Origin of the sequence: Mucilaginibacter agri (assembly GCF_009928685.1) — a bacterium.
In the GTDB taxonomy this organism is placed as follows: Bacteria; Bacteroidota; Bacteroidia; order Sphingobacteriales; family Sphingobacteriaceae; genus Mucilaginibacter; species Mucilaginibacter agri.
Genome location: NZ_WWEO01000041.1, coordinates 25,274 through 47,468, shown reverse-complemented (window position 1 = coordinate 47,468; position 22,195 = coordinate 25,274). Strand labels below are relative to the sequence as shown.

Genomic DNA, 22,195 nt, shown 5'->3' with positions numbered 1-22,195 from the left:
GTATATTATTTAGATATTATTTATCGTTTTACTTATAACAATGCCTATACATTGTTTAAACAGCATATATATCCCCCAAAAGTAATAGAAATATTACCATAATACCCCGCAGTAATATCAACAAAGTTACACGCTTTATAGTTTATGGATGCTAAAAACGTTGATTTTTGCAGCATGAATTCTAAAGTACTATCTAAATTATTTATAACAGCCTGCTTACTGTTTGTAGCCTTTAATACCCGGGCGCAGACGGGAGGTGGCACCGTATCCGGAAAATTGGTTGATGCCGCTACGGGAAAAATACTCGACTTTGCTACGGTTGCCGTTGTGCGTAAGTCGGACAACCAACCGGTTAAAAGTATGCAAACCGACTTGCAAGGTAACTTTAAACTAAGCGGCATTCCGGATGGTTACTACCTGTTCAGAGCCACGTTTGTAGGTTATATTTCTTTTACAAAAGATAGTTTAAATATAAAAGGCAACACCGTAAATCTGGGTGCTGTGAAAATGCGTGCCTCTAAAGGTGTGTTGAAAGAAGTTACCGTAACGGCACAACGCAGCCAGATACAATTAAGCACGGATAAAAAAGTATTTAGTGTTGACCAAAGCTTAGTAAGTCAGGGTGGTTCTGCAACCGACCTGTTGAGCAACGTACCATCGGTACAGGTGGATGTTGACGGTAATATTAACTTGCGAGGCTCAAGCAGTGTACGGGTATTGATCAATGGTAAACCTTCAGCTTTAACGGGAGCTAACCTAAGCGATATTTTGCAATCTATCCCAGCCAGTTCTATCGAAAACATAGAGGTAATTACTAACCCATCCTCTAAATACGATGCGGAAGGCCAGTCGGGTATTATCAACATTGTTTTAAAGAGAAATGCACAGGTAGGTTTTAACGGTTCGGTTTCAGCAACTGCGGGTACGCAGCATACTTATAACGGTTCGTTAAACTTAACTTACCAAAACAAGCTGATTAACGTTTACACCAATTACAGTTACCGCAAAGGTACCCGTATTGGTAACGGCTTAAGCCAAACCCTTACGCATGATAGCCTTGGCCGTAGCATCTTGCAAAACCAGGTTAACGATCAGGAATTCCAGATCCGCTCTAACAACATCCGCAGTGGTATCGACTTTAACCTGGACCGCAAAACAGTGTTGAGCTTCTCGAACAACATCAACATCCGTAACATGGATCGTTTCCAAACGGGTAATACTACCATTGTTGGCGGTGGATTAAATCAACTGCAAACTCGTGATAACCAAAGCAACGGCAATGGCAACAACCTCGACTTTAACCTCGACTTTAGCCATAAATATAAAAAGCCACAACAAGAGTTAACGGCTAACATTGGTTACTCTACAAGTAAGAATAACAATACCGATAATCTGAATACGGCTTATAATTTCAACAATAACGGCTTGGATTCTACCTACTCGCTATTGCAAAATAACTTAACTATCGGTCGCCAGCACAACTTAAACTTGCAGGCTGACTATGTGTTGCCAATGAGCCATAACAATCGCTTAGAGATGGGCTATCGCAGTACTTTTAATAAAAACGATAACAACTACTTAGTAGATACACTGAATAACTTCACCAACGCCTACGTATTTGCCGATACACTGAGTAACCACTTTGTTTATAATGAGCAGGTGCATGCGGTGTATACCAACTATCAACAACAGTTTGGCAAGTTTGGCATACAAGGTGGTTTGCGTTTAGAGGATGCACACATCACTACTAACACTACGAGTGCAGGTGTTACAGAGCAGCATAAACAAGATTACTTTAGAGTTTACCCAAGTTTGTTCTTAACCGATAAATTGACCGAAAATCAAACTTTACAGTTAAGCTATAGCCGCCGTGTAAGTCGCCCGCGCGACAGGCAAATTTCGCCGTTCTTAGACAGGAGCGACCGCCAGAACTACCAACAAGGTAACCCTGACTTGAAGCCGGAAGATACCCATGCTTTTGAATTGAGTTATATCAACTATTGGAAAGGTTTGACGCTGACTTCGTCATTATATTACCGTTTAACAAACGATAACATCCAGCAGATACGCACCCTGTATAATAACAGCAGCACCATTACCTTAACCAAGTTTGAGAATCTGAATAGTGCATCTAACGCCGGTTACGAGTTAATAGCTAAAGTAAACGCCGGTACCAAGGTTGACCTAACAGGTAACGTAAACATTTATTACCGCAACATACAAGGCGACCCTGAACTGAATGTACAGTCGACCTCTGGTTATGCCTGGAATGGTAACTTAACCGCTAACATTAAGCCTTTCTCTAAATTTGGCATCCAGCTGCGTGGCGACTACCAAGGTCCACAGGTTATTGCACAAGGTAAAATGAAAGCAATGTATGGTATGGACGGTGGCTTAAAATATGATATCACCAAAACATTAAACTTTAGCGCTAACGCCCGCGATATCTTTAACACCCGTAAGTTTAAATCTGAAGTAGTGAGCGATGGTGGTGCATTAACCCAATATTCTGAACGCCGCTTTGCAACTCGTATAGTATTGTTTACTCTGGCTTACCGTTTTGGTGCCAGTACGCCTGCAGGCAAGCAACGCCAGCAACGCAAACAAGACCAACAACAGCCAGATCAGGACAATAACCCTGATGATGTGCCCCAGGGCGGTGGTAACAACGGTGGCGGTGCCCCAGGTGGTTCACCAAGAGGTGGCCAACCCGGTGGTCAGATCAAAATGTAATGTAAGTTCTTCGCAACATAAAAAAGCCCTCGACGAAAGTCTGAGGGCTTTTTGTTTGGGAGCGTTTTAATTAATATTAATTTTTTCCGTGTTTCTCCAAACCATTACTGCCTGTTGAAGATGGGAAATTAGCCTTGATCTTATTATAAATCCCCGTATTAACAGAACCGCTGATTAAAATAGTTCTGCTGGTGCGGGTAGCTGCATCAAGCTCGGCACTGGTTACATTATTAAGGAGCTTACTTAAATGCACGCTTATTGCGTTGGTAAAATCGTTAGTACCATCTACAATTACTGCATCATGGGTTTCGGCTTTGATGGTGGCATCTTCATTAAAATCCAATTCAATTGGTATAACCGCGCCGCCAGCCGAGGTAAAATTACCCTTTAGCACTAAAGGAATACTGTTGGATGATTTACTGATATTGGCCTTAACCTCTATTTCGGTATACGTGCCATTCTCTAATACAACGCTAACCGCTGCTGGGGTAATAGCAAACAGGTCGATATTGGTTAGATTTTGAGAGGTTATTTCTGTTTCTGTATTATTCTTCTTCGCCTCGAGTTTAAAGCTGCTTACATTGGCTACACCAGATGTCCACGTAACGCTGGATGTACTTGCATTGGTGCTTACGCTATTAGTAAAAGCGCTACTGCCAGATATTGCTCCGAGCATTGCAACCGGATTATCGGCCTTTACTGTAAATGATAATTGTGCCTTGCCCGATGGCGTTGCATTGTTATTATCTTTTTTGCAAGAGGCTAGTAAAGCGCCGGCAATAAATAATGTAAAAGCTGTGTTAAAGTGATTTAGTTTCATAATCATTATACTTTGTTGTAGTTATATAACGAGTATGTTACAATAGAAGGTTGCCTGTCAGAGGAAATTGGAGTGAAGATAAATTTTAATTCGCCAAGTCGTATTCTCGCTCGATTGATTAACCCGTCGTGCCGAACTTGTTTCGGCATCCCCAGGGCAAGTCTGTTATGTGATAGTTAACGATCTTGAATATTTGATACCCATCATATGGGGTGCCGAAACAAGTTCGGCATAACGGTGGAGATAAGAGCGTGCATTAAAAAAGGCGGCTCTTTATCCAAGAGCCGCCTTTTTTATATTCATAAAGCTATTGCTTATTATCCTTCGTGCTGTACTTCATGCACTTCTTCCTGACGGAATAATTTAGCGCTTAAGAAGTCATTATTCATGGTAGAGATATTCATAAGTGAAATCTCCTTAGGGCATTCTGCTTCGCAGGCACCGGTGTTGGTACAGTTACCAAAACCTTCTTCGTCCATTTGGGCTACCATAGTTTGTACACGACGGTAACGCTCTGGTTGACCTTGAGGCAACAAACCAAGCTGAGTGATCTTAGCAGATACGAATAGCATAGCCGAAGCATTTTTACAAGCTGCTACGCAAGCACCACAACCAATACAGGTAGCAGAGTTGAAAGCTTCATCTGCAACCACCTTAGGGATTGGAATAGCATTAGCATCGGGCACACCACCAGTGTTGATAGAGATGTAACCACCAGCTTGTTGGATACGGTCGAAAGCAGAGCGATCTACCGCTAAATCCTTCATCACCGGGAATGGTGCAGCGCGCCAAGGCTCAATGGTAATGGTTTCGCCATCGGTAAAGCTACGCATGTGCAACTGGCAGGTTGTAATAGCGCGTTTAGGGCCGTGTGGGTGGCCGTTGATGTACAATGAACACATACCGCAAATACCTTCGCGGCAATCGTGATCAAAGTGGATCGGCTCGGCACCGGTTTTGGTAAGGCTTTCGTTAACCACGTCAAGCATTTCAAGGAATGACATGTCTGGCGAAATATTTTCGGCTTTGTAAGTTTCGAACTTACCAGCAGTTTTTGCATCTTTTTGACGCCATACTTTAAGCGTCAGATTCATATGTGCGTTATCCATCTTTTAATAGATTTTCAGTATCAAGTAGCAAGTATCAAGTATGTTAGTAATCGGCTTTGCAAGTTGATCAGATCCTGATACTTTATACTTGCTACTTGATACCCCCTACAGCTACTATTTATAATTCCTTTGTGCTAAATGTACGTTCTCGAATACCAGTTCTTCTTTGTTAAGCTCTTCTTCCTGGTTTTCGCCCATAAACTTCCAGGCGGCAACAAACGCAAAGTTTTCGTCATCGCGTAAAGCTTCGCCTTCTGGTGTTTGTGATTCTAAACGGAAGTGGCCACCGCATGATTCTTTGCGCATTAATGCGTCTGTAACCATCAGTTCGCCAAGCTCAATAAAGTCGGCAACACGACCAGCTCGTTCTAATGCAGCGTTGATCTCTTCGTTTTGGCCGGTAACAATGGCGTTTTTCCAGAAATCGGCTTTCAGTGCGGCAATAAGGCCTTTAGCTTTAGTTAAGCCTTCAGCAGTACGGGCCATACCACAGTATTCCCACATAATGTTACCTAACTCGCGGTGGTATTCTACTACGGTTTTAGTACCCTTTAAAGCTAATAGCTTATTAACATGAGCAATAACGTCAGCCTTTGTTTGTGCAAAAGCAGGGTGGTTAGCGTCAACAGGTTTCGGGCCGATAGTAGCAAGGTAATCACCCAGTGTGTAAGGGATTACAAAGTAACCATCAGATAAACCTTGCATTAATGCAGACGCACCTAAACGATTAGCGCCGTGATCGGAGAAGTTAGCTTCACCTAAGCAGTATAAACCAGGTACTGTAGTTTGTAAGTTATAGTCAACCCAAAGGCCACCCATGGTATAGTGTACCGCAGGGTAAATACGCATTGGTTGTTTGTAAGGGTTTTCGTCGGTAATCTGGATGTACATATCAAACAGGTTACCATATTTAGCTCTAACAGTTTCTTCACCAAGGCGTTTAATCGCGTCAGCAAAGTCAAGATATACTGCTAAACCGGTAGTGCCAACACCACGGCCTTCATCGCTCATTTCTTTTGCATTACGTGAAGCCACGTCGCGCGGAACCAGGTTACCGAAAGCAGGGTATTTTCTTTCCAGGAAGTAATCGCGATCGTCTTCTTTAACGTCGCTGGCTTTGATCTGTCCTTTACGCAGCTTTTCGGCAGTTTCAACAGTCTTAGGCGCCCAAACGCGGCCATCGTTACGTAACGATTCCGACATCAGGGTTAACTTACTCTGGTGCGTACCCGTTACCGGAATACAGGTTGGGTGAATTTGAGTATAGCAAGGGTTTGCAAAGTAAGCACCACGTTTGTGTGCACGCCATGCTGCGGTTACATTAGAACCGATTGCGTTAGTAGAAAGGTAAAATACGTTACCATAACCACCGGTACATAATAATACTGCGTGGCCGGTGTGCGTATCAATCTCGCCTGTTTTTAAGTTACGGGTAATGATACCTTGTGCTTTGCCGTCAACAACAACAACATCAAGCATTTCGGTACGGGTATACATTTTTACTTTACCCTCATGTATCTGGCGGTTTAGGGCAGAGTATGCACCTAATAATAACTGCTGTCCTGTTTGGCCACGTGCGTAGAACGTACGTGATACTTGCGCACCACCAAATGAGCGGTTATCTAGTAAACCTCCGTATTCGCGGGCGAAAGGAACGCCTTGCGCCACACATTGGTCGATGATGTTTACCGAAACTTCGGCCAAACGGTGTACGTTGGCTTCACGTGCGCGGTAGTCGCCGCCTTTAATAGTATCATAAAATAAACGGTAAACGCTGTCGCCATCATTACGATAGTTTTTGGCAGCGTTAATACCACCTTGCGCAGCAATAGAGTGTGCACGACGGGGGCTATCCTGAAAACAGAAAGCTTTTACATTATAACCCAGCTCGGCCAGTGAAGCTGCTGCTGATGCACCTGCCAAACCGGTACCTACAATAATTACATCGTATTTACGCTTGTTGGCCGGGTTAACCAGCTTTAAGTTAAACTTATGCTTGCTCCATTTTTCGGCTAAAGGGCCCTGAGGAACTTTGGCATCTAAACTCATTTCTTTTCTAATTTATATTTAGTGAGTGGTTGACTTAGTGATGGTTGATTGAGTGAGCTGTTGATTGAGTTGATTAGGGTTTTAAAAACTTGTTCAACTTAATCTAACTTATTCAACGTAATCAACCAGCTTAACTATTCAACTAATTCTACTTCATGAAATAATAAACAACCGGCATTGCGGCAAATCCAAGCGGGATAATAGCTCCGAAAAACCATGTGCCGATAAACTCAACAATCGGGGTGTATTTGCGGTGTACCCAACCCATAGTTCTGAAAGCACTTTGGAAACCATGCGCCATGTGGAAGGTTAACGCACCCATTGCAATTACGTAAAGGGCAACATACCATAACTGGCTAAAGCTTTCCTGCACACGTGCGTGTAAGTCTTTAACACGGATAATTTCGGTATTGCCATCAAATGATTGTGAATGCTCAAAATCAGCTTTCTCTGGTGTGTAAGCTGCTTCAGTTCTTTCGCCTGTAGCAAGGTTAGTGCGGTATTCTTTAAAAGCTACCGTGTTGGTAAACTTGTACTTGTACCAGAAATCGCCCATGTGGATAACGATAAACACAAACAGGATTGAACCTAAAAGGCCCATGTTTTTTGACGACCAGCTTGCAGGCGCTTTAGTTGCTACTGCATAACCAATTGGCCTGGCCTTGCGGTTTTTGGTGGTTAAGATAATTGCATACAACGCGTGTACCAGTATACTGGCATACAAGATGTAAGCAACAACCTCAATCGGTGGAAAGTGTGTCAGGAAATTGGCATACATGTTAAAGCTGTAACCGCCATCTTTACAAAAAAGTAAAAGGTTACCGCCAAGGTGTACAATTAAAAAAGTACACAAAAACAAGCCCGTTAAAGCCATGATAAGCTTTTTTCCCAGTGACGAGTTAAAGGTTTGTTTAGTTTCGCTCATTATTAACAGATTTATTTCGGCAAAATTATTTAATTAAGCCGGGAAAGATATAAAGGGTTTCAACTTATTATAGTAGAATCGGCTATTTAGAAACGTTCTAAGTATTTTACAGTGGGATGACAGTATAAACTGCTTGGCGGGAAATTGCGCAATAGTTTATTATTGCCCGGGCAGGCAAAGTAATGTTTTTAATAAAAATGCATCCTTTTTAAGAAGAATACAATGTTTAAACATTTAATGTGCTTTATTTGCAATAATCTATCATTTCGATTAATAAAATGACACCATCCCTCCTGCTCCCTCCGCAACTATCTTTTTTTAAAAGATTGAAATATCGGCTATCACTAATATTGCTCTTGTCAGCGCTATTTAATGCAAAAGGGCAGGGCATATTGAAAGATACAGCATCTAAAACATCTGTACAGATTGCAGAACCCTGGAAAGCGGTTTTCGACGTACGCTCTGACATTGTTATGGTTTACGGTGTGGATAGCACATTTGAAAGCAGAGTAGCATCGTGGCGCAAACATGGCTATAACGTGCAGTTTATGACAGGAAGCGCCTGGGGCGAATACCAAGATTATTTTTCGGGCCGGTTTGATGGCAAGCAACACTTGAACGAAGGCCAGCAGGATATAAACGGCAAAACCATTTGGCATAACGAAGGTACCGTGCCTTACGTTGTACCCACAGCATCATACACCGAATATTTAAAACAGGCATGTAAGCGTGCGGTAGATGCAGGTGTGACCGCAGTTTATTTAGAAGAGCCCGAGTTTTGGACGCAAGGTGGATATAGCCCGGCCTTTAAAGCCGCCTGGCAGTCGTATTATAAATCGCCATGGATACCGCAGGACCAAAGCCCGGAAGCCACTTATCTGTCGTCCAAATTAAAATACCAGCTTTTTTATAACCTGCTGGGCGATGTTTTTAAATACGTTAAAGAATACAGCGCGCAGAAAGGCTTAAACGTTAAATGCTTTGTGCCAACGCACTCTTTATTAAATTACGCAGCCTGGGGTATTGTTAGTCCCGAAGCAAGCCTGGCTTCGTTAAAATATGTTGATGGTTACATAGCGCAGGTATGGACCGGCACATCTAGAGTGCCTACTTATTTTAATGGCATTAAAAAAGAACGTGTTTTTGAAAATGCCTTTTTAGAGTACGGCACTGTTTGGTCTATGACTGCGCCCACGCACCGCACCGTTTACTTCCTGACAGACCCAATTGAGGACGGCGTGCGTACCTGGGAAGATTATAAGAAAAACTATGAGGCCACCTTTACGGCCGAACTGTTATACCCAACCGTTAATAAGTTTGAGGTAATGCCATGGCCCAACCGTATTTACCTGGGTAAGTTTAAACCCAATGAGCAATCGGCTCCCGAACCCATTGACCCCGCTTTCGCCACCCAAATGCAAATTATGGTTAATAGCCTGCAACACATGCCCGTTACTGCCAACAAAGTTAGCGGGGCGCATGGTATATCGGTATTAATAGGCAATTCGATTATGTTCCAGCGTTTCCCAGAGCATCAGGGGTACAGTGATCCGCAGCTTTCTAATTTTTATGGTATGGTTATGCCTTTTGTAAAACGAGGTGTACCTGTGCAGGTTGCCCATATGGAGAACTTAGGCTACGCAGAAAGTTTAAGAGATACGAAGGTATTAATGATGAGTTATGCCGATCTAAAACCCAACAGTGCTAAGGTACATGAGCAATTGGCGCAATGGGTAAAAAATGGCGGCACACTTGTATACTGTGGTAAAGACGACGATCCATTTCAACAAGTAAAGGAGTGGTGGAACGAAGCCGGAATGGCCTTTAAAACGCCATCGCAGCATTTGTTAAAGTTGATGGGATTTACCCCCGTTGATGGTAAAGAAGAATATAGTGTAGGCAAAGGGAAATTTATCCTGATCCGCGAAAACCCTGCCGATTTAATTATGCAGCCCAATGGCGATAACCATTTTATGAGTGTGGTAGCAAAAGCATATAGCGTACAAAGCAAAGGGAGTACAATTGCCTATAAAAATAATTTTGTGTTGAAACGCGGCGCATATATCGTTTCTGCCGTAATGGACGAACATGATGGAAATAAGCCATTGGTTTTAAAGGGGAAATTCATCGACCTATTTAATACAGAACTTCCGGTTATAACCGAGAAGACGATTGCCGCCGGCACCCAGTCATTACTTTATGATCTCGATAAAATTACCTCGACAAAGCCAGCAGTATTAGCAGGAGCAGCCCGGGTTTCGGACGAAAAAATCACGGCAAACAGTTATTCGTTTATAACTAAAAGTCCCGATAATACGCAAAACGTATTGAGGATATTTTTGCCGGGTAAACCAATGCATGTGCATGCGATAAATAATGAGCATCAGTCTGTGAAAGTAGCTCAGGCTTGGGATGCCGGTAGTCATACTTTATTATTGAAGTATGGTAACGAGAGTAAGGGAGTGCTGGTGGATATTAAGTTTGCTAAGTAATCTGTTAACTATGCAATGGTGTAATTCTAAACATTAATCTTAAGTATGCAGGCGCAGTATAAGGAGCGGTGGGAAGCTGTATTCTGTTATAAAGGAGCGCTGTCATCCAGAGGGACTCGAAGGATATAGGGTCGGCCTGTTTTATGAGTTACATCTTTCTTTTAGATAACTCTGGTAATATTTCCCATTTGCCGTTAATAATCGCCTCCTTTTTTATTCTACTCCAGCCCTTTACTTGCTTCTCAAAAGCAATGGCTTGGTTGACATTCTCAAAACGTTCGTGAAAAACTAATTTTAGTGGTCGTCTTTTATAGGTATAGCATTGTGAATTAATTCCTGTTTCATGTTCTACAAAGCGTCTTTCCAGATTATTTGTTACGCCCGTATAATACGATTGATCCGCGCAATGAAGGATGTAAACAAAGTATTGGTTCATATGATTATGAATAATGATTAAGGCCATCCGCACCACACTTCGAGCGCCTCAGTGTGACACCTATTTTGCACTTTTAGAATAGTAAAGAGCGCTGTCATCCTGAGAGACTCGAAGGATATAGGGGCGGCCTGTTTATAATGCAAGTTAACCTGTCAAGCTACCCGCACCACACTTCTAAGCCCCGGGGGTGACAGCCGAAAGTTATGGTCTTGATTCCTGTTTCTCGGCTCTTGCCTCTCTTTTACCCTGCCCATCCCTCTCTATCCAAGCTCCTAAAATGTATTGCCTCGGCCAGATGCTCCAACTGGATCTCTTCGCTCGCGGCCAGATCGGCTATGGTGCGGGCTACTTTGAGTATGCGGTCGTAAGCGCGGGCGGATAAGCCCAGCTTCTCCATGGCTTTCTTCAATAGATTTTGCCCGGCGGTGCTTATCTTGCATAGTTCGCGAACCATTTGCGGACTCATTTGGGCATTGGCATGCAGATCGGGTCTTTCGCCGAAGCGTTCGATTTGGATCTCGCGTGCTTTGATCACCCGTTCGCGGATCAATTCGCTTTCTTCAGCTTTGCGGTCAGAAGATAATTCGTTAAAGTTTACCGGGGTAACTTCTACGTGGAGGTCGATACGGTCCAGTAGTGGCCCGGATATTTTGCTCAGATATTTTTGAACCACCCCGGGCGGGCAAACGCATTCTTTCTCCGGGTGGTTGTAATAACCGCAGGGGCAGGGGTTCATGCTGGCCACCAACATAAAGCTCGACGGATAATCGACTGTGAACTTAGCACGCGAAATAGTTACCCTTCGCTCTTCCAACGGCTGGCGCATTACCTCCAGTACGCTGCGCTTAAACTCAGGCAATTCGTCCAGAAACAAAACACCGTTATGGGCTAAGGATATTTCGCCCGGTTGCGGGTTACCGCCGCCGCCAACCAGCGCAACATCAGATACCGTATGATGCGGCGAACGGAAAGGCCTTACCGTTACCAGGGCATCTGCAGACGAAAGTTTACCTGCTACCGAATGGATCTTGGTAGTCTCTAGAGACTCCATTAAACTAAGCGGAGGCAATATTGAAGGCAGCCTTTTTGCCAGCATTGTTTTACCTGCTCCCGGCGGACCAATCAATATCACATTATGACCGCCTGCGGCAGCAATTTCTAGAGCCCGTTTAATATTTTCCTGGCCTTTTACTTCGCTAAAGTCGCTGTCGTAATTGCTGAGGCTGTTGTAAAACTCGTCGCGTGTATTTACTACTTCGGCTTCCAGTTTAAGGTCGCCGTTAAAAAAGTCGACTAGTTGTTTGATGCTTTCAACTCCGTAAACGTCGAGATCATTTACAATGGCAGCTTCGCGGGCGTTTTGTTTGGGGAGGATAAATCCCTTGAAGCCCTCCTTGCGCGCTTGTATGGCAATAGGCAAAGCGCCCTTAATAGGCTGCAGGGTTCCGTCTAACGACAGTTCGCCCATAATAATGTATTTGTCGAGTTCTTCCGCTTCGATCTGGCCGGAAGCGGCCATCACCGCCGTGGCAATAGTTAAATCATAGGCCGAACCTTCTTTACGGATATCTGCGGGAGCCATGTTAACCACAACTTGTTGGCGCGGCATACGATAGTTACAGTTTTTTAAGGCGGATTCTATGCGGTAATAACTTTCTTTAATGGCGTTATCGGGCAGGCCGACTATGAAATATTTGGTGCCGGCAGCAATATTAACTTCGACGGTAATGGTGGTGGCTTCTATACCGTAAACAGCGCTGCCAAATGTTTTAACTAACAAGGTGATAAGAATTTATTGATTGCTAATATAATTGGTTTGGGCGTAATTAACGCGCTTTTGCTAAATTGAATTAATTATTAACCCAAAAAAATTGCGGGCATTGTCCAATTCCGGATCTGCCGATTGATATGATGTTAAAAACGAATGATTGTTAACATTTAAATTTAAAACAACATGGACGAGTACGCATTAATTATGAGACACGAGGACGGAACTAAAATAGCTTCGCCCGAGCAAATGCAAATCTGGATGAAACAAACCATGGACTGGATTGGCGGCATTGCTGCCCAAAATAAATTTGTTGGCGGCACAGGCTTACTCTTCGATGGTGCACGGGTAGTTGGCCACGATAAGATGGTAACCAATGGCCCCTTCGGCGATATTAAAGAAACCATTGGCGGTTTGATAACCGTAAGGGCCGAGTCTTTTGACGAAGCAGTAGAATTTGCCAAAGGCTGCCCGGTTTTGCAAGGCGAAGGCAATACCATGGAAGTGCGCAAAATTGCCAAAAACGACGGCACCCACTAACTTATTAAAACCCCTATGCTACAGGCGTAGGGGTTTACTTTAAATATGCAACAGCCCGAGCTAATCCCCAACCTGTTCCGCACGGAGTTTAGTAAAATAACCGCCGTGTTGGTTAAATTACTGGGGATAGAGAACATCGATACGGCCGAAGATATTGCCAGCGAAACTTTTCTGACTGCGTTGGAAAGCTGGCCTTATAAAGGCATCCCGCCCAACCCGGTGGCCTGGTTGTATTCGGTTGCTAAGAATAAAGCTAAAAACCGGATAACCCGCGATTATATCTTTATAGATAAGGTTGCACCTGAAGTTAAGTCGAGATACGATGGCTCATACAGTATCGAAATTGACCTCTCTACGCAAAACATTGCCGACAGTCAGTTACAGATGCTGTTTGCTATTTGCACCCCCGTTATACCTCCCGAAGCGCAAATAGGCCTGGCTCTGCGCATACTCTGCGGATTGGGGATCGAAGAAATTGCCAATGCATTTTTAACCAATAAAGAAACCATTAACAAGAGGCTGTTTCGCGCTAAGGATAAGCTACGGGCCGAAAAGATCATCGTCGGTTTCCCACCCGAAGCCGAGATAGATGCCCGGCTAAACACGGTGTTAGCTACTTTGTATTTATTGTTTAACGAAGGCTATTATTCCGAAAGCCAGGATAGCATTCTCCGCCGCGACTTGTGCCTCGAAGCTATCCGCTTAACCCAGATGCTGATTAACAACCCGCAGACCAACAAGCCACAGGTTAATGCTTTGCTGGCATTAATGTATTTCCAGACCTCACGTTTCGAAGCCCGTAAAAATGAGAGCGGCGAAATAGTACTCTATGCGGATCAGGACGAACGCCTGTGGGACCACCAAATGATAGCCAAAGGCGCATGGTATTTAAAGCAGGCCGCCACCGGCAACCAACTCTCTAAATACCACCTCGAAGCCAGCATTGCCTACTGGCACACCATCAAAGCCGATACCCCCGAAAAATGGGAAAACATATTGCATCTGTTTAATCAACTGCTGGCTCTGGAATATTCGCCAATTGCAGCACTTAACCGCACTTATGCCTTAGCCAAAGTTAAAGGCAACACCGCAGCCATTGCCGAAGCCGAAAAATTGGGGTTGACCGATAACCGTTTTTACTATGTGCTTTTAGGTGAATTGTATAAAACTATTGACCCCATTAAAGCAAGGGAGCATTTTGAAAAGGCGTTAGAATTGGCGAAGACAGAAGGGGATAGGGTGGTAATTGGGAGGAAGATAGAGGGGCTGGGGGGAGTAGTGTTGTAAATCTAATCAGCCATTATTATCTTTCACCATGCCAAACCTTGTAAATAAAAATTTAACGCGCGCATCTAATCTTCTTTTCCTTTCCTCTGCACTGTGTTTTTTCAATCTGCTTTTTTTTATTAAGTCGGCTCCATTGTGGTCTACAATTCCGACTGTTTTACTTGTCATAACTCAATTAGTATTTGCCTATTTTTTACGAGAACACGCATTTAATTGGATTGAAAAACAGCGAGTGATCGGATTTCTTTTTTTGGCGTTAATCTTTAATTTCTGTGCATCGGTGGATGTGATTTCCAAAGTTTTATCAATTGCTCTACAACTCACGGCGTTAGTATTTATTTTTCGTGTTAAAGCGTCGCCGTAAAACACCCGCTTGCTATCACAAGTTTAGCGCGGCTTGGTAAGTTTCCAGCTTACGTAAGGTGAAACCTTACTACCGATTTACCATCCCGATGGCAGCCGGGACGGCCGCAAAAAACGTCTTGATTCCTGATCCTTGTCTCTCGATTCTCTTCCTCAAAATGCTTCCCTGATATTCAAATAGATCCCAGAGAAGCCGTGGCCAATGCCGTAGTCGGCGGTGATGTTCGTGCGATCGGCTTTGTTCATTTTTATACGGAGGCCAATACCACCGCCAGGGGCTATGGTGTCGAAAAGGTTCTGATTTGCATAAGGCAGTGGGTTGCTTGCGGTGGTACAGTTTAAAAACGTTACTCCGCCCAACAAACCATTACGGGTAAGTCGGAACCGAAATTCAGATTCGGCGTAAAACATATTAGGACCCCTAAACCTGCCTTGTATATATCCGCGACCAGAACGATTATAGGTATCCCAGGTAATGGATGGCAACTCTAAATAGGGCACATGCCCCGATATTACGTTTGTCCCCCAAAGCCAAAAGGCTAATAGGTTTTGCGGAATGGCTTTATTTACATTAACATAGGTGCGGTACTCGTAATAAAGCATACTGCTGCCCTGCGAACTGCCCAAAAACTTAGGGTTTACCCGGTAACTCACATTTAAATAGTACCCGCTATACGGGTTTACCGGATTGTCGCGACTGTCGTGCATCACCTGTGCAGAAAGCCCGTTAGTATTGTAACTGTTAGTTTTAAAACCATAAGTTGTCGAATAAACGTAGTGCGAAGTAAGATGAACAGGTGAATCCAATTTCAAAGACTCATCCTGAATTTTGGCATTGTAATCAATCATTACACCCATACCCGCGTACCAATGCTTATCGTTTATCTTTCGCAGGAAAGTTTCATACAGGCGCAGGTAGTTGTATTTTAAAGGTTGCGATAAATCGCCTTTGGTGGTTCCGCTGATGCCGTTCCAGCTAAAGCTATAAGGCTGACTGTGGAGGCCGTAGATTCCCAAACCATAAGTAGGTTGCGTAAAAAACAACAGGCGGTTATCTCCGGATATATACCATTTATTTTTCGGGGTGTAAAAATCATACCTGAGGCTAAATATCACCTGATCTTTTGAGGTTACCGAAAGATTAAGCAGGGCCGTGGTAAGCTTGGTGGTTTTGGGATCGGCAAAGTATTTAGTTGCACCGATAGTGAGCCCTAGCACCGCCCCATTTGAAGGACTGTAGCCAATAACCGGTAAAATAGAAGTATTCCTCTTCCCCGCTTGGGGTGTGTCGACCAGTTTAGCCGGTTTTTTGGTAATCTTTCTGAGCACGTCAAAAATATCTATCTGGGGAATTGCCTTGGCGGAATCAGCAGTTTCTTTTTGAGCATAACCGTGGCCGGCAAATACTATTAAAATAGTGGTCACCATAGTAATAAAGCGCAATGAATTAAGAAGCTTTTGAACTGAATACATGCCTGGGGTTTAACAGCTAATCACCTGATTTTTAAAGATAGGCTGATTAAGCACTGCTGTGGCAGTAGGAACGAACAAGGTAGTTCCATATTCCAAAATGCAACCACAGAGAGAGAAGAGGAGTAGAATCAAGAGACAAGATCCCGCTGCTACCGCAAGTTTAGCGAAGCGTAACTTATGATGATAGTTTGGTAAGCTTCCGGCTTACGTAAGCCGAAATCTTATATAATGTTGACCACAGGTAAGGAAGATGGTGGTAGCGAAGTGGAGGTAAAATGGCAAATAGCTAAAAAAGGTCTTTCTTTAGCAAGTTCAGAACTTTGATTTCTTCATTGATCCAGAAAAATTTCTTCCACATATAATAATAGTTTGACATTTGAGCTGAATGCATAAATATACCTTGTTTAATATTTTTGCAGTATATAAATGCTTCATAAGACACACCATCTGTGGGGATAGGTGGTAAGAATTTCTTTTGATGATATAGTTCAGTAATAAATTTATCCCGCTTATTTAAAGATGGAATTATCGATAGAAAGTACCCTATAGACTGAGGGGCGAATAATTGAGTTTTTACTATTTTATTCTCGCAGTTGTGATGGATAGAATAGTATTTTCCGAATTGCTTATAAAGTATAATATTTGAAATCTCGGTAAAACTTTCGGTGCTAAAAATGCATGACTGGTCACGGCCTCTAACACCGCATTCGCTACAATAAGTGTGATAATAAATAATTGTATCAACCTGTATATGTTTTAGGGAGTCGATTGTGTGTTTAATTAGTTTTGTAGGCGATATACTTTGTGCTTTACCAGCATGGCAACATAGCAATAACGCCAGTAATTTAAATGCGAACTTCATTTGCGCTCTAAATAATAGAAAAAGCGGCTCATCGCCGCTTTCTAATCTTGTTTACTGATTCTTGTATCTTGCCTAGGAGCTTAAGCTGTAAACGCAACTAAAGCAAGTGCAATCCTATTAACGGTTTCTTCCTGCCCTAACAACGTTGCAATATCAAACACATGCGGGCCAAATTTGCCACCAACCAGCATAATACGGAAAGGCAGCATCACATCGCCAATCTTCAAACCTTTTTCTTCGGCTAAGGCTTTAAAGGTAGCTTCCAGTTCGGCGGGTTGCCAAACAGGGGCGGCTTTAAAGGTGTCGCTTAGGGTATTGAAAAAAACGGTTTTGGCGTCGGTCCATTTTGGTTTTACGGCGTTTAGGTCGTACTCTGCAGGTACCGCAAAAAAGTAGGATGATTGCTGATAAAAATCGGGCAGTAAAACAACGCGATCTTTAATGGTGTCGATCACTTTTGATAGGTAATTATCGTCGGTAACGGTAATGCCCTTATCTTCTAAAATCGTCTTAACTTTCGGAGCCAGGCTTTCAGCCGAACTTCTTTTAATCCACTCGGCGTTGAACCATTTGGCTTTTTCGAAATCGAACTTTGCCCCTGCTTTATTAACACGCTCTATCGAGAATTTTTCTATCAGTTCGTCAAGCGTAAATATTTCCTGTTCGGTACCATCGTTCCAACCTAGGGTAGCCAACAGGTTAATAAACGCTTCTGGCAAAAAGCCTAATTCGCGGAAACCCGGTGTTAACTCTTGTGTTTTGGCATCAAACCAATTCATGGCATAAACCGGGAAACCCAGGCGTGCGCCATCGCGTTTGCTTAGTTTGCCGTGGCCATCTGGTTTTAAAATTAACGGCAGGTGTGCCCATTTTGGCATTTGATCCCACCAACCCAGGTATTTCCAAAGCAGCAAGTGAACAGGTGCGCTTGGCAACCACTCTTCACCGCGAAAAGCGTGGGTAATCTTCATCAGAAAATCGTCTACAACAACAGCCAGGTGATAGGTTGGCATACCATCTGCCTTTAGCAGTACCTTATCGTCAACCAAATTGGTATCAAAGCTTACATCGCCGCGAATCATGTCGTTAAAGCTGATATGCTCATCTTCCGGCATTTTAATACGGATCACATGCGGGGCATGTGCGTCTAACAAGGTATCAACCTCGTGCTCACTTAATGAAATCGAGTTACGCATTTCATTGCGATGAGCCTGGCCATATTGAAAGTTCGGAATCTCTTTACGTTTCTGCTCCAACTCGGCAGGAGTATCAAAGGCATAATAAGCATGGCCTTGTGCAACCAAACGCTCGGCGTATTCGCGGTAAAGCGCTTTGCGTTCACTTTGGCGGTAAGGGGCAAAAGGGCCGCCTACTTCGGGGCTCTCATCGGCATGTAAGCCGCACCAGTTAAGGCAGTCTAAAATATATTGTTCGGCACCCTCAACGTAGCGGGTTTGGTCGGTATCTTCAATACGTAAAACAAAAGTACCGTTGTGCTGCTTTGCAAAAAGGTAGTTAAACAAAACGGTACGTACGCCGCCCAGGTGCAGGCCACCTGTTGGGCTCGGTGCAAAACGCACTCTTACTTTCTGATCATTCATATCGGGTGCAAAGATAGGGTTTGGGTTGATAAAGTTGAGTGGTTGAACAAGTTGATTGCGTTAGCTGTTTACTATTTGAAACTTAGTTAACAAATTAACCTAAAGCCAACTTAATCAACGGCCTATACTAAACGACATTTTTTAGCGTAATTTGAAAGGTAAACATGATGAATCCTTACGAGCACAGAAAACGGTGGAAATATTTGCTGCTAGCCTTTGCAGTAGTTATTGCCAGCGGCTCTTTATTATACACCCAATATTTAGTAAAAAACCTGGTTAAGGCCGAGCGTACGCGTGCGCAAATTTGGGCGCAGAGTATGAAGCAGATTCTCTCGTCTGATGATGATGATAATCTTAACTATGTATTCTCGGTTAGGGATAGTCTCTCTGTACCTGCTATTGTGGTAGATGAAAAGGGCGATTTTAAATGGGCAAAGGGTTTAGATACAACTAAAACTTTTATCCCTACTGTAGCATCTTCGGGGTTTGATGTAAAGAACGGACAGAAATACGATCCTAAATATTTTAGAGACGAACTGGCGATTATGAAATCGCAGCATGAGCCGATAAAGGTTGTTATTTTCCATAATACGCACTGGCTGGTATATTATAAAGACTCTTTGCTTATTACCCAGTTGAGGGCGTTTCCGTATGTGCAGCTTACGGTTATCACTATATTCTTACTGGCGGCTTATACTGCTTTCAGCTCGTCGCGTAAATCGGAGCAGAACCAGGTTTGGGTTGGTTTGGCAAAAGAGACAGCCCACCAATTGGGTACGCCTATATCCTCGTTGATGGCCTGGATTGAATTGATGAAAGAAAAATTCAACGCCGAAAACGACCCGCTGATTGCCGAAATGGAGAACGATGTAAAGCGTCTCGAAATTGTGGCCGACCGTTTTTCTAAAATCGGCTCCAAACCGGTGCTAGAGCCTCAATTTGTTTATGAGGTGATAGAAGATTTTGTAAATTATTTCCGCGTTCGCGTAAGTAATAAGATTTCGTTTGAGGTAACGGGTAATCAGAATTTAAAAGCAGGGTTAAATATTCCGCTGTTTGACTGGGTGTTAGAAAACCTGTTAAAGAATGCCGTAAACGCCATTGAGGGCACAGGCAGCATCAAGGTTGACGTTTCTGAAAGTAAAGCGAAAAAGCAAATTTATATCGACGTAACCGATACCGGCAAGGGGATACCCCGCACAAAATTCGAAACTGTTTTTAAACCAGGATACACCACCCGTAAACGCGGTTGGGGACTCGGCCTTTCGCTTACCAAACGTATGGTGGTTAATTACCATAACGGCAATATCTTTGTCCGCGATTCTGAAGTTGGTAAAGGCACCACCTTCCGTATCGTGTTGAAGAGTATGACTAAGGATGCGCCGGAGCCTGTTGTGGTGGCGTGAGAAAAACCTCGCACGTCATCCCGAATTTATTTCGGGATCCCACACATGCTAGTATGCGATGGTAAAGTTTGCGACCTGTCCTGTGGGATGCTGAAACAAGTTCAGCAGGACGAGTTTAGATTATAAAAGCAAAAAAGGGCGACATTATCAATGCCGCCCTCTTTGCTTTGTACGATTTTCTTACTTCACCAAACCTCTGCTCTTCAACATCGATTTAATATCCGGTTCGTGGCCGCGGAAGGCTTTGAACATGTCGCCATAATTTTCGGTGTTACCCTTGGATAAGATCATATCGCGGAAACGCTGGCCGTTGGCACGGGTTAAGCCGCCGTTTTCTTCAAACCACGAGTAAGCGTCGTCATCAAGCATTTCGGTCCATGCATAGGCATAGTAACCTGCGGCGTATCCGTTTGCCCAGATGTGCAGAAAATAGCTGGATCGGTAGCGTGGTGGTACTTGCGACAAATTCAGACCGGCTTTTGCTAAAGCTGCGGCTTCAAATTTATCTACATCTTGCTTGGCGTTATCAGCGCCAAGGGTGTTCCATGCCATGTCGATAGCATCGCCGCCCAGGGCTTCGGTTAAAGCATAGCCCTGGTTAAAGGTGCCTGCTTTTTTAATTTTATCAACCAAAGCCTGCGGCATTGGGGCGCCGGTTTGATAATGCACCGCAAAGTGGGCAAAGATCTTCGGATCCATCATCCAGTGCTCATTAAATTGCGAAGGGAACTCTACGTAGTCGCGGGCAGTATTTGGGCTGGCCAGTGTAGGGTATTGCTGATTGGCAAACAAACCATGCAGGCCGTGCCCAAACTCATGGAACATGGTTTTAGCATCATCAGCACTGATCAATGCCGGTTTGCCTGGAGCTGGTTTGGTAAAGTTGCAAACGTTATAGATTACTGGTTTTTGGTTCAATAGTTTCGATTGGCCTACAATGTTGTTCATCCATGCCCCGCCATTTTTGTTGTCGCGTTTAAAGTAATCGCAATAAAAGATGCCTAACTGGGTGCTGTCTTTGTCGAATACATCGAAAACACGCACGTCTTCCTGGTAGACAGGCAGGTCTTTACGCTCTTTAAAAGTTAAACCATATAGCTGATTGGCTGCATAAAATACGCCGTCCTTTAAAACCTTATCCAGCTCGAAGTATGGTTTTATCTCATTTTCGTCCAGGTTATATTTAGCCTTGCGTACTTGTTCGGCATAATAGTTCCAATCCCAGGGTTCCAGTTTAAAGCCACCTTTTTGCTGATCTATCAATGCCTGGATATCGGCTGCTTCAGCTTTTGCTTTGCTGGTAGCTGCAGGGATCAACTGGGCTAAAAATTTCTCTACAGCTTCCGGTGTTTGGGCCATTTGGTCGTGCAGTTTCCAGTCGGCATAATTTCTGAAGCCCATTAATTTTGCTTCCAGTGCGTGTAGCTCAGCAATACGGGCTATGGTAGCGCGGGTATCATTCGCATCACCTTTTTCGGCACGATTGTATGAGGCTTCGAATAATTTTTGTCGGGTAGCACGCTTACTTAACGATTGCAACAGCGGCTGCTGAGTGGTGTTTTGCAAAGAGATAAGCCATTTGCCATCTTGTTTCGTATTTTTGGCGTTATCGGCAGCGGCTTGTATTTCTGCGTCTGATAGTCCGGCTAATTCGGCTTTGTCGCTTATCAGCAACGCGCCGGCTTTGTTAGCAGCCAAAACCATATTTACAAATTTGGCACTTAGGCCAGCTTCTTCCTGATTGTATTTTTTTAAAGTTTCCTTGTCGCTTTCGGATAAGTTGGCACCTGCCAACTCAAACTTTTGCTCGTAGTATTCTACCAAGCGTTTTGATTCGGCATCGAGCTTTAACTCGTTGCGTTTTTGGTAAATGGTTTGTACACGTTTAAACAGTTTGGTGTTTAAAAATATGGCGTCGGTATTGGCTGCCAGTTTAGGGGCTTCTTCTTCCTGTACCTTTTGCAGGGTTGGGTTAGTGTTTGCGCTGCTAACTAAGCTAAAAACATTGTTAACTCGGGTTAATAGTTGTCCGCTTTTTTCGAGGGCAACCAAAGTGTTTTCGAATGTAGGTGCCTCTGTGTTCTCGGCAATTTTGTTGATCTCTGCTTGCTGCTGCTTCATGCCTTCTTCGAGCGCAGGCTGATAGTCGCTGTCTTTTATTTTGGCAAAGTCTGGTGCCTGCAACGGTAGTTTACTGGCTTCAAAAAACGGATTGGTTTCTTCGCCGTTGTCGGCTCCGGCAGTGCTCAGGCGCTTGCACGAGGTGGTGGCTGCCAGCAGTGCCAGCACGGATAGGTAAGAGAATTTTTTTAAATTCATGTACTTGTGCAT

14 protein-coding genes are annotated in these 22,195 nt (G+C 43.7%); 5 read left to right on the top strand and 9 right to left on the bottom strand.

Annotation, left to right across the window (positions count from 1 at the left end; translation table 11 throughout):
• Positions 1–174 precede the first annotated feature (174 nt).
• Entirely contained in the window at positions 175–2,733 is a 2,559-nt protein-coding gene (locus tag GSY63_RS07455; protein ID WP_166585171.1) for an outer membrane beta-barrel family protein, read from the top strand.
• A 76-nt stretch (positions 2,734–2,809) separates the two neighbouring features.
• Here GSY63_RS07455 and GSY63_RS07450 read toward each other — a convergent pair whose 3' ends face one another.
• The 4 genes from GSY63_RS07450 to GSY63_RS07435 form a co-directional block, all read right to left on the bottom strand.
• Complete coding sequence (locus GSY63_RS07450) at positions 2,810–3,559, bottom strand: hypothetical protein (RefSeq protein ID WP_166585170.1); 750 nt, start codon at positions 3,557–3,559, stop codon at positions 2,810–2,812.
• A gap of 311 nt (positions 3,560–3,870) precedes the next feature.
• Positions 3,871–4,662: a succinate dehydrogenase/fumarate reductase iron-sulfur subunit gene (locus tag GSY63_RS07445; RefSeq protein ID WP_166585169.1), complete on the bottom strand. Its 792-nt coding sequence runs from the start codon at positions 4,660–4,662 to the stop codon at positions 3,871–3,873.
• A gap of 114 nt (positions 4,663–4,776) precedes the next feature.
• Positions 4,777–6,711 carry a fumarate reductase/succinate dehydrogenase flavoprotein subunit gene (locus tag GSY63_RS07440; protein WP_166585168.1) on the bottom strand — a complete coding sequence of 645 codons (1,935 nt, stop codon included), beginning with the start codon at positions 6,709–6,711 and terminating at the stop codon, positions 4,777–4,779.
• A gap of 148 nt (positions 6,712–6,859) precedes the next feature.
• Complete coding sequence (locus GSY63_RS07435) at positions 6,860–7,636, bottom strand: succinate dehydrogenase cytochrome b subunit (RefSeq protein WP_166585167.1); 777 nt, start codon at positions 7,634–7,636, stop codon at positions 6,860–6,862.
• Positions 7,637–7,992: 356 nt separating this feature from the next.
• Here GSY63_RS07435 and GSY63_RS07430 point away from each other — a divergent pair, with 356 nt between their 5' ends.
• Positions 7,993–10,128: a hypothetical protein gene (locus tag GSY63_RS07430; protein ID WP_208094487.1), complete on the top strand. Its 2,136-nt coding sequence runs from the start codon at positions 7,993–7,995 to the stop codon at positions 10,126–10,128.
• A 148-nt stretch (positions 10,129–10,276) separates the two neighbouring features.
• On the opposite strand, the gene GSY63_RS07425 is transcribed toward GSY63_RS07430, so the two are convergent.
• The gene (locus GSY63_RS07425) at positions 10,277–10,564 is read right to left on the bottom strand and encodes a GIY-YIG nuclease family protein (RefSeq protein WP_166585166.1); all 288 of its coding nucleotides are present in this window, start codon (positions 10,562–10,564) and stop codon (positions 10,277–10,279) included.
• 241 nt (positions 10,565–10,805) lie between these two features.
• On the bottom strand, positions 10,806–12,344 hold the full coding sequence (locus GSY63_RS07420; protein ID WP_166585165.1) for a YifB family Mg chelatase-like AAA ATPase: 1,539 nt from the start codon (positions 12,342–12,344) through the stop codon (positions 10,806–10,808).
• A gap of 174 nt (positions 12,345–12,518) precedes the next feature.
• Between GSY63_RS07420 and GSY63_RS07415 the strand changes: the two genes are divergently transcribed.
• On the top strand, positions 12,519–12,872 hold the full coding sequence (locus GSY63_RS07415) for a YciI family protein (RefSeq protein WP_166585164.1): 354 nt from the start codon (positions 12,519–12,521) through the stop codon (positions 12,870–12,872).
• 45 nt (positions 12,873–12,917) lie between these two features.
• Positions 12,918–14,159, top strand: a complete 1,242-nt coding sequence (locus GSY63_RS07410) for an RNA polymerase sigma factor (RefSeq protein WP_166585163.1) — start codon at positions 12,918–12,920, stop codon at positions 14,157–14,159.
• A 516-nt stretch (positions 14,160–14,675) separates the two neighbouring features.
• On the opposite strand, the gene GSY63_RS07405 is transcribed toward GSY63_RS07410, so the two are convergent.
• Together GSY63_RS07405 and gltX are read right to left on the bottom strand one after the other, a co-directional pair.
• Positions 14,676–15,995: a BamA/TamA family outer membrane protein gene (locus GSY63_RS07405; RefSeq protein WP_166585162.1), complete on the bottom strand. Its 1,320-nt coding sequence runs from the start codon at positions 15,993–15,995 to the stop codon at positions 14,676–14,678.
• Between the two features lie 942 nt (positions 15,996–16,937).
• Positions 16,938–18,458, bottom strand: a complete 1,521-nt coding sequence (gltX, locus tag GSY63_RS07400; protein WP_166585161.1) for a glutamate--tRNA ligase — start codon at positions 18,456–18,458, stop codon at positions 16,938–16,940.
• Positions 18,459–18,625: 167 nt separating this feature from the next.
• Here gltX and GSY63_RS07395 point away from each other — a divergent pair, with 167 nt between their 5' ends.
• Positions 18,626–19,864: a sensor histidine kinase gene (locus GSY63_RS07395; RefSeq protein ID WP_166585631.1), complete on the top strand. Its 1,239-nt coding sequence runs from the start codon at positions 18,626–18,628 to the stop codon at positions 19,862–19,864.
• 180 nt (positions 19,865–20,044) lie between these two features.
• Here the strand turns inward: GSY63_RS07395 and dcp are convergent, their stop codons facing one another.
• The gene (gene dcp / locus GSY63_RS07390; RefSeq protein ID WP_208094486.1) at positions 20,045–22,183 is read right to left on the bottom strand and encodes a peptidyl-dipeptidase Dcp; all 2,139 of its coding nucleotides are present in this window, start codon (positions 22,181–22,183) and stop codon (positions 20,045–20,047) included.
• Between the last annotated feature and the right edge of the window lie 12 nt (positions 22,184–22,195).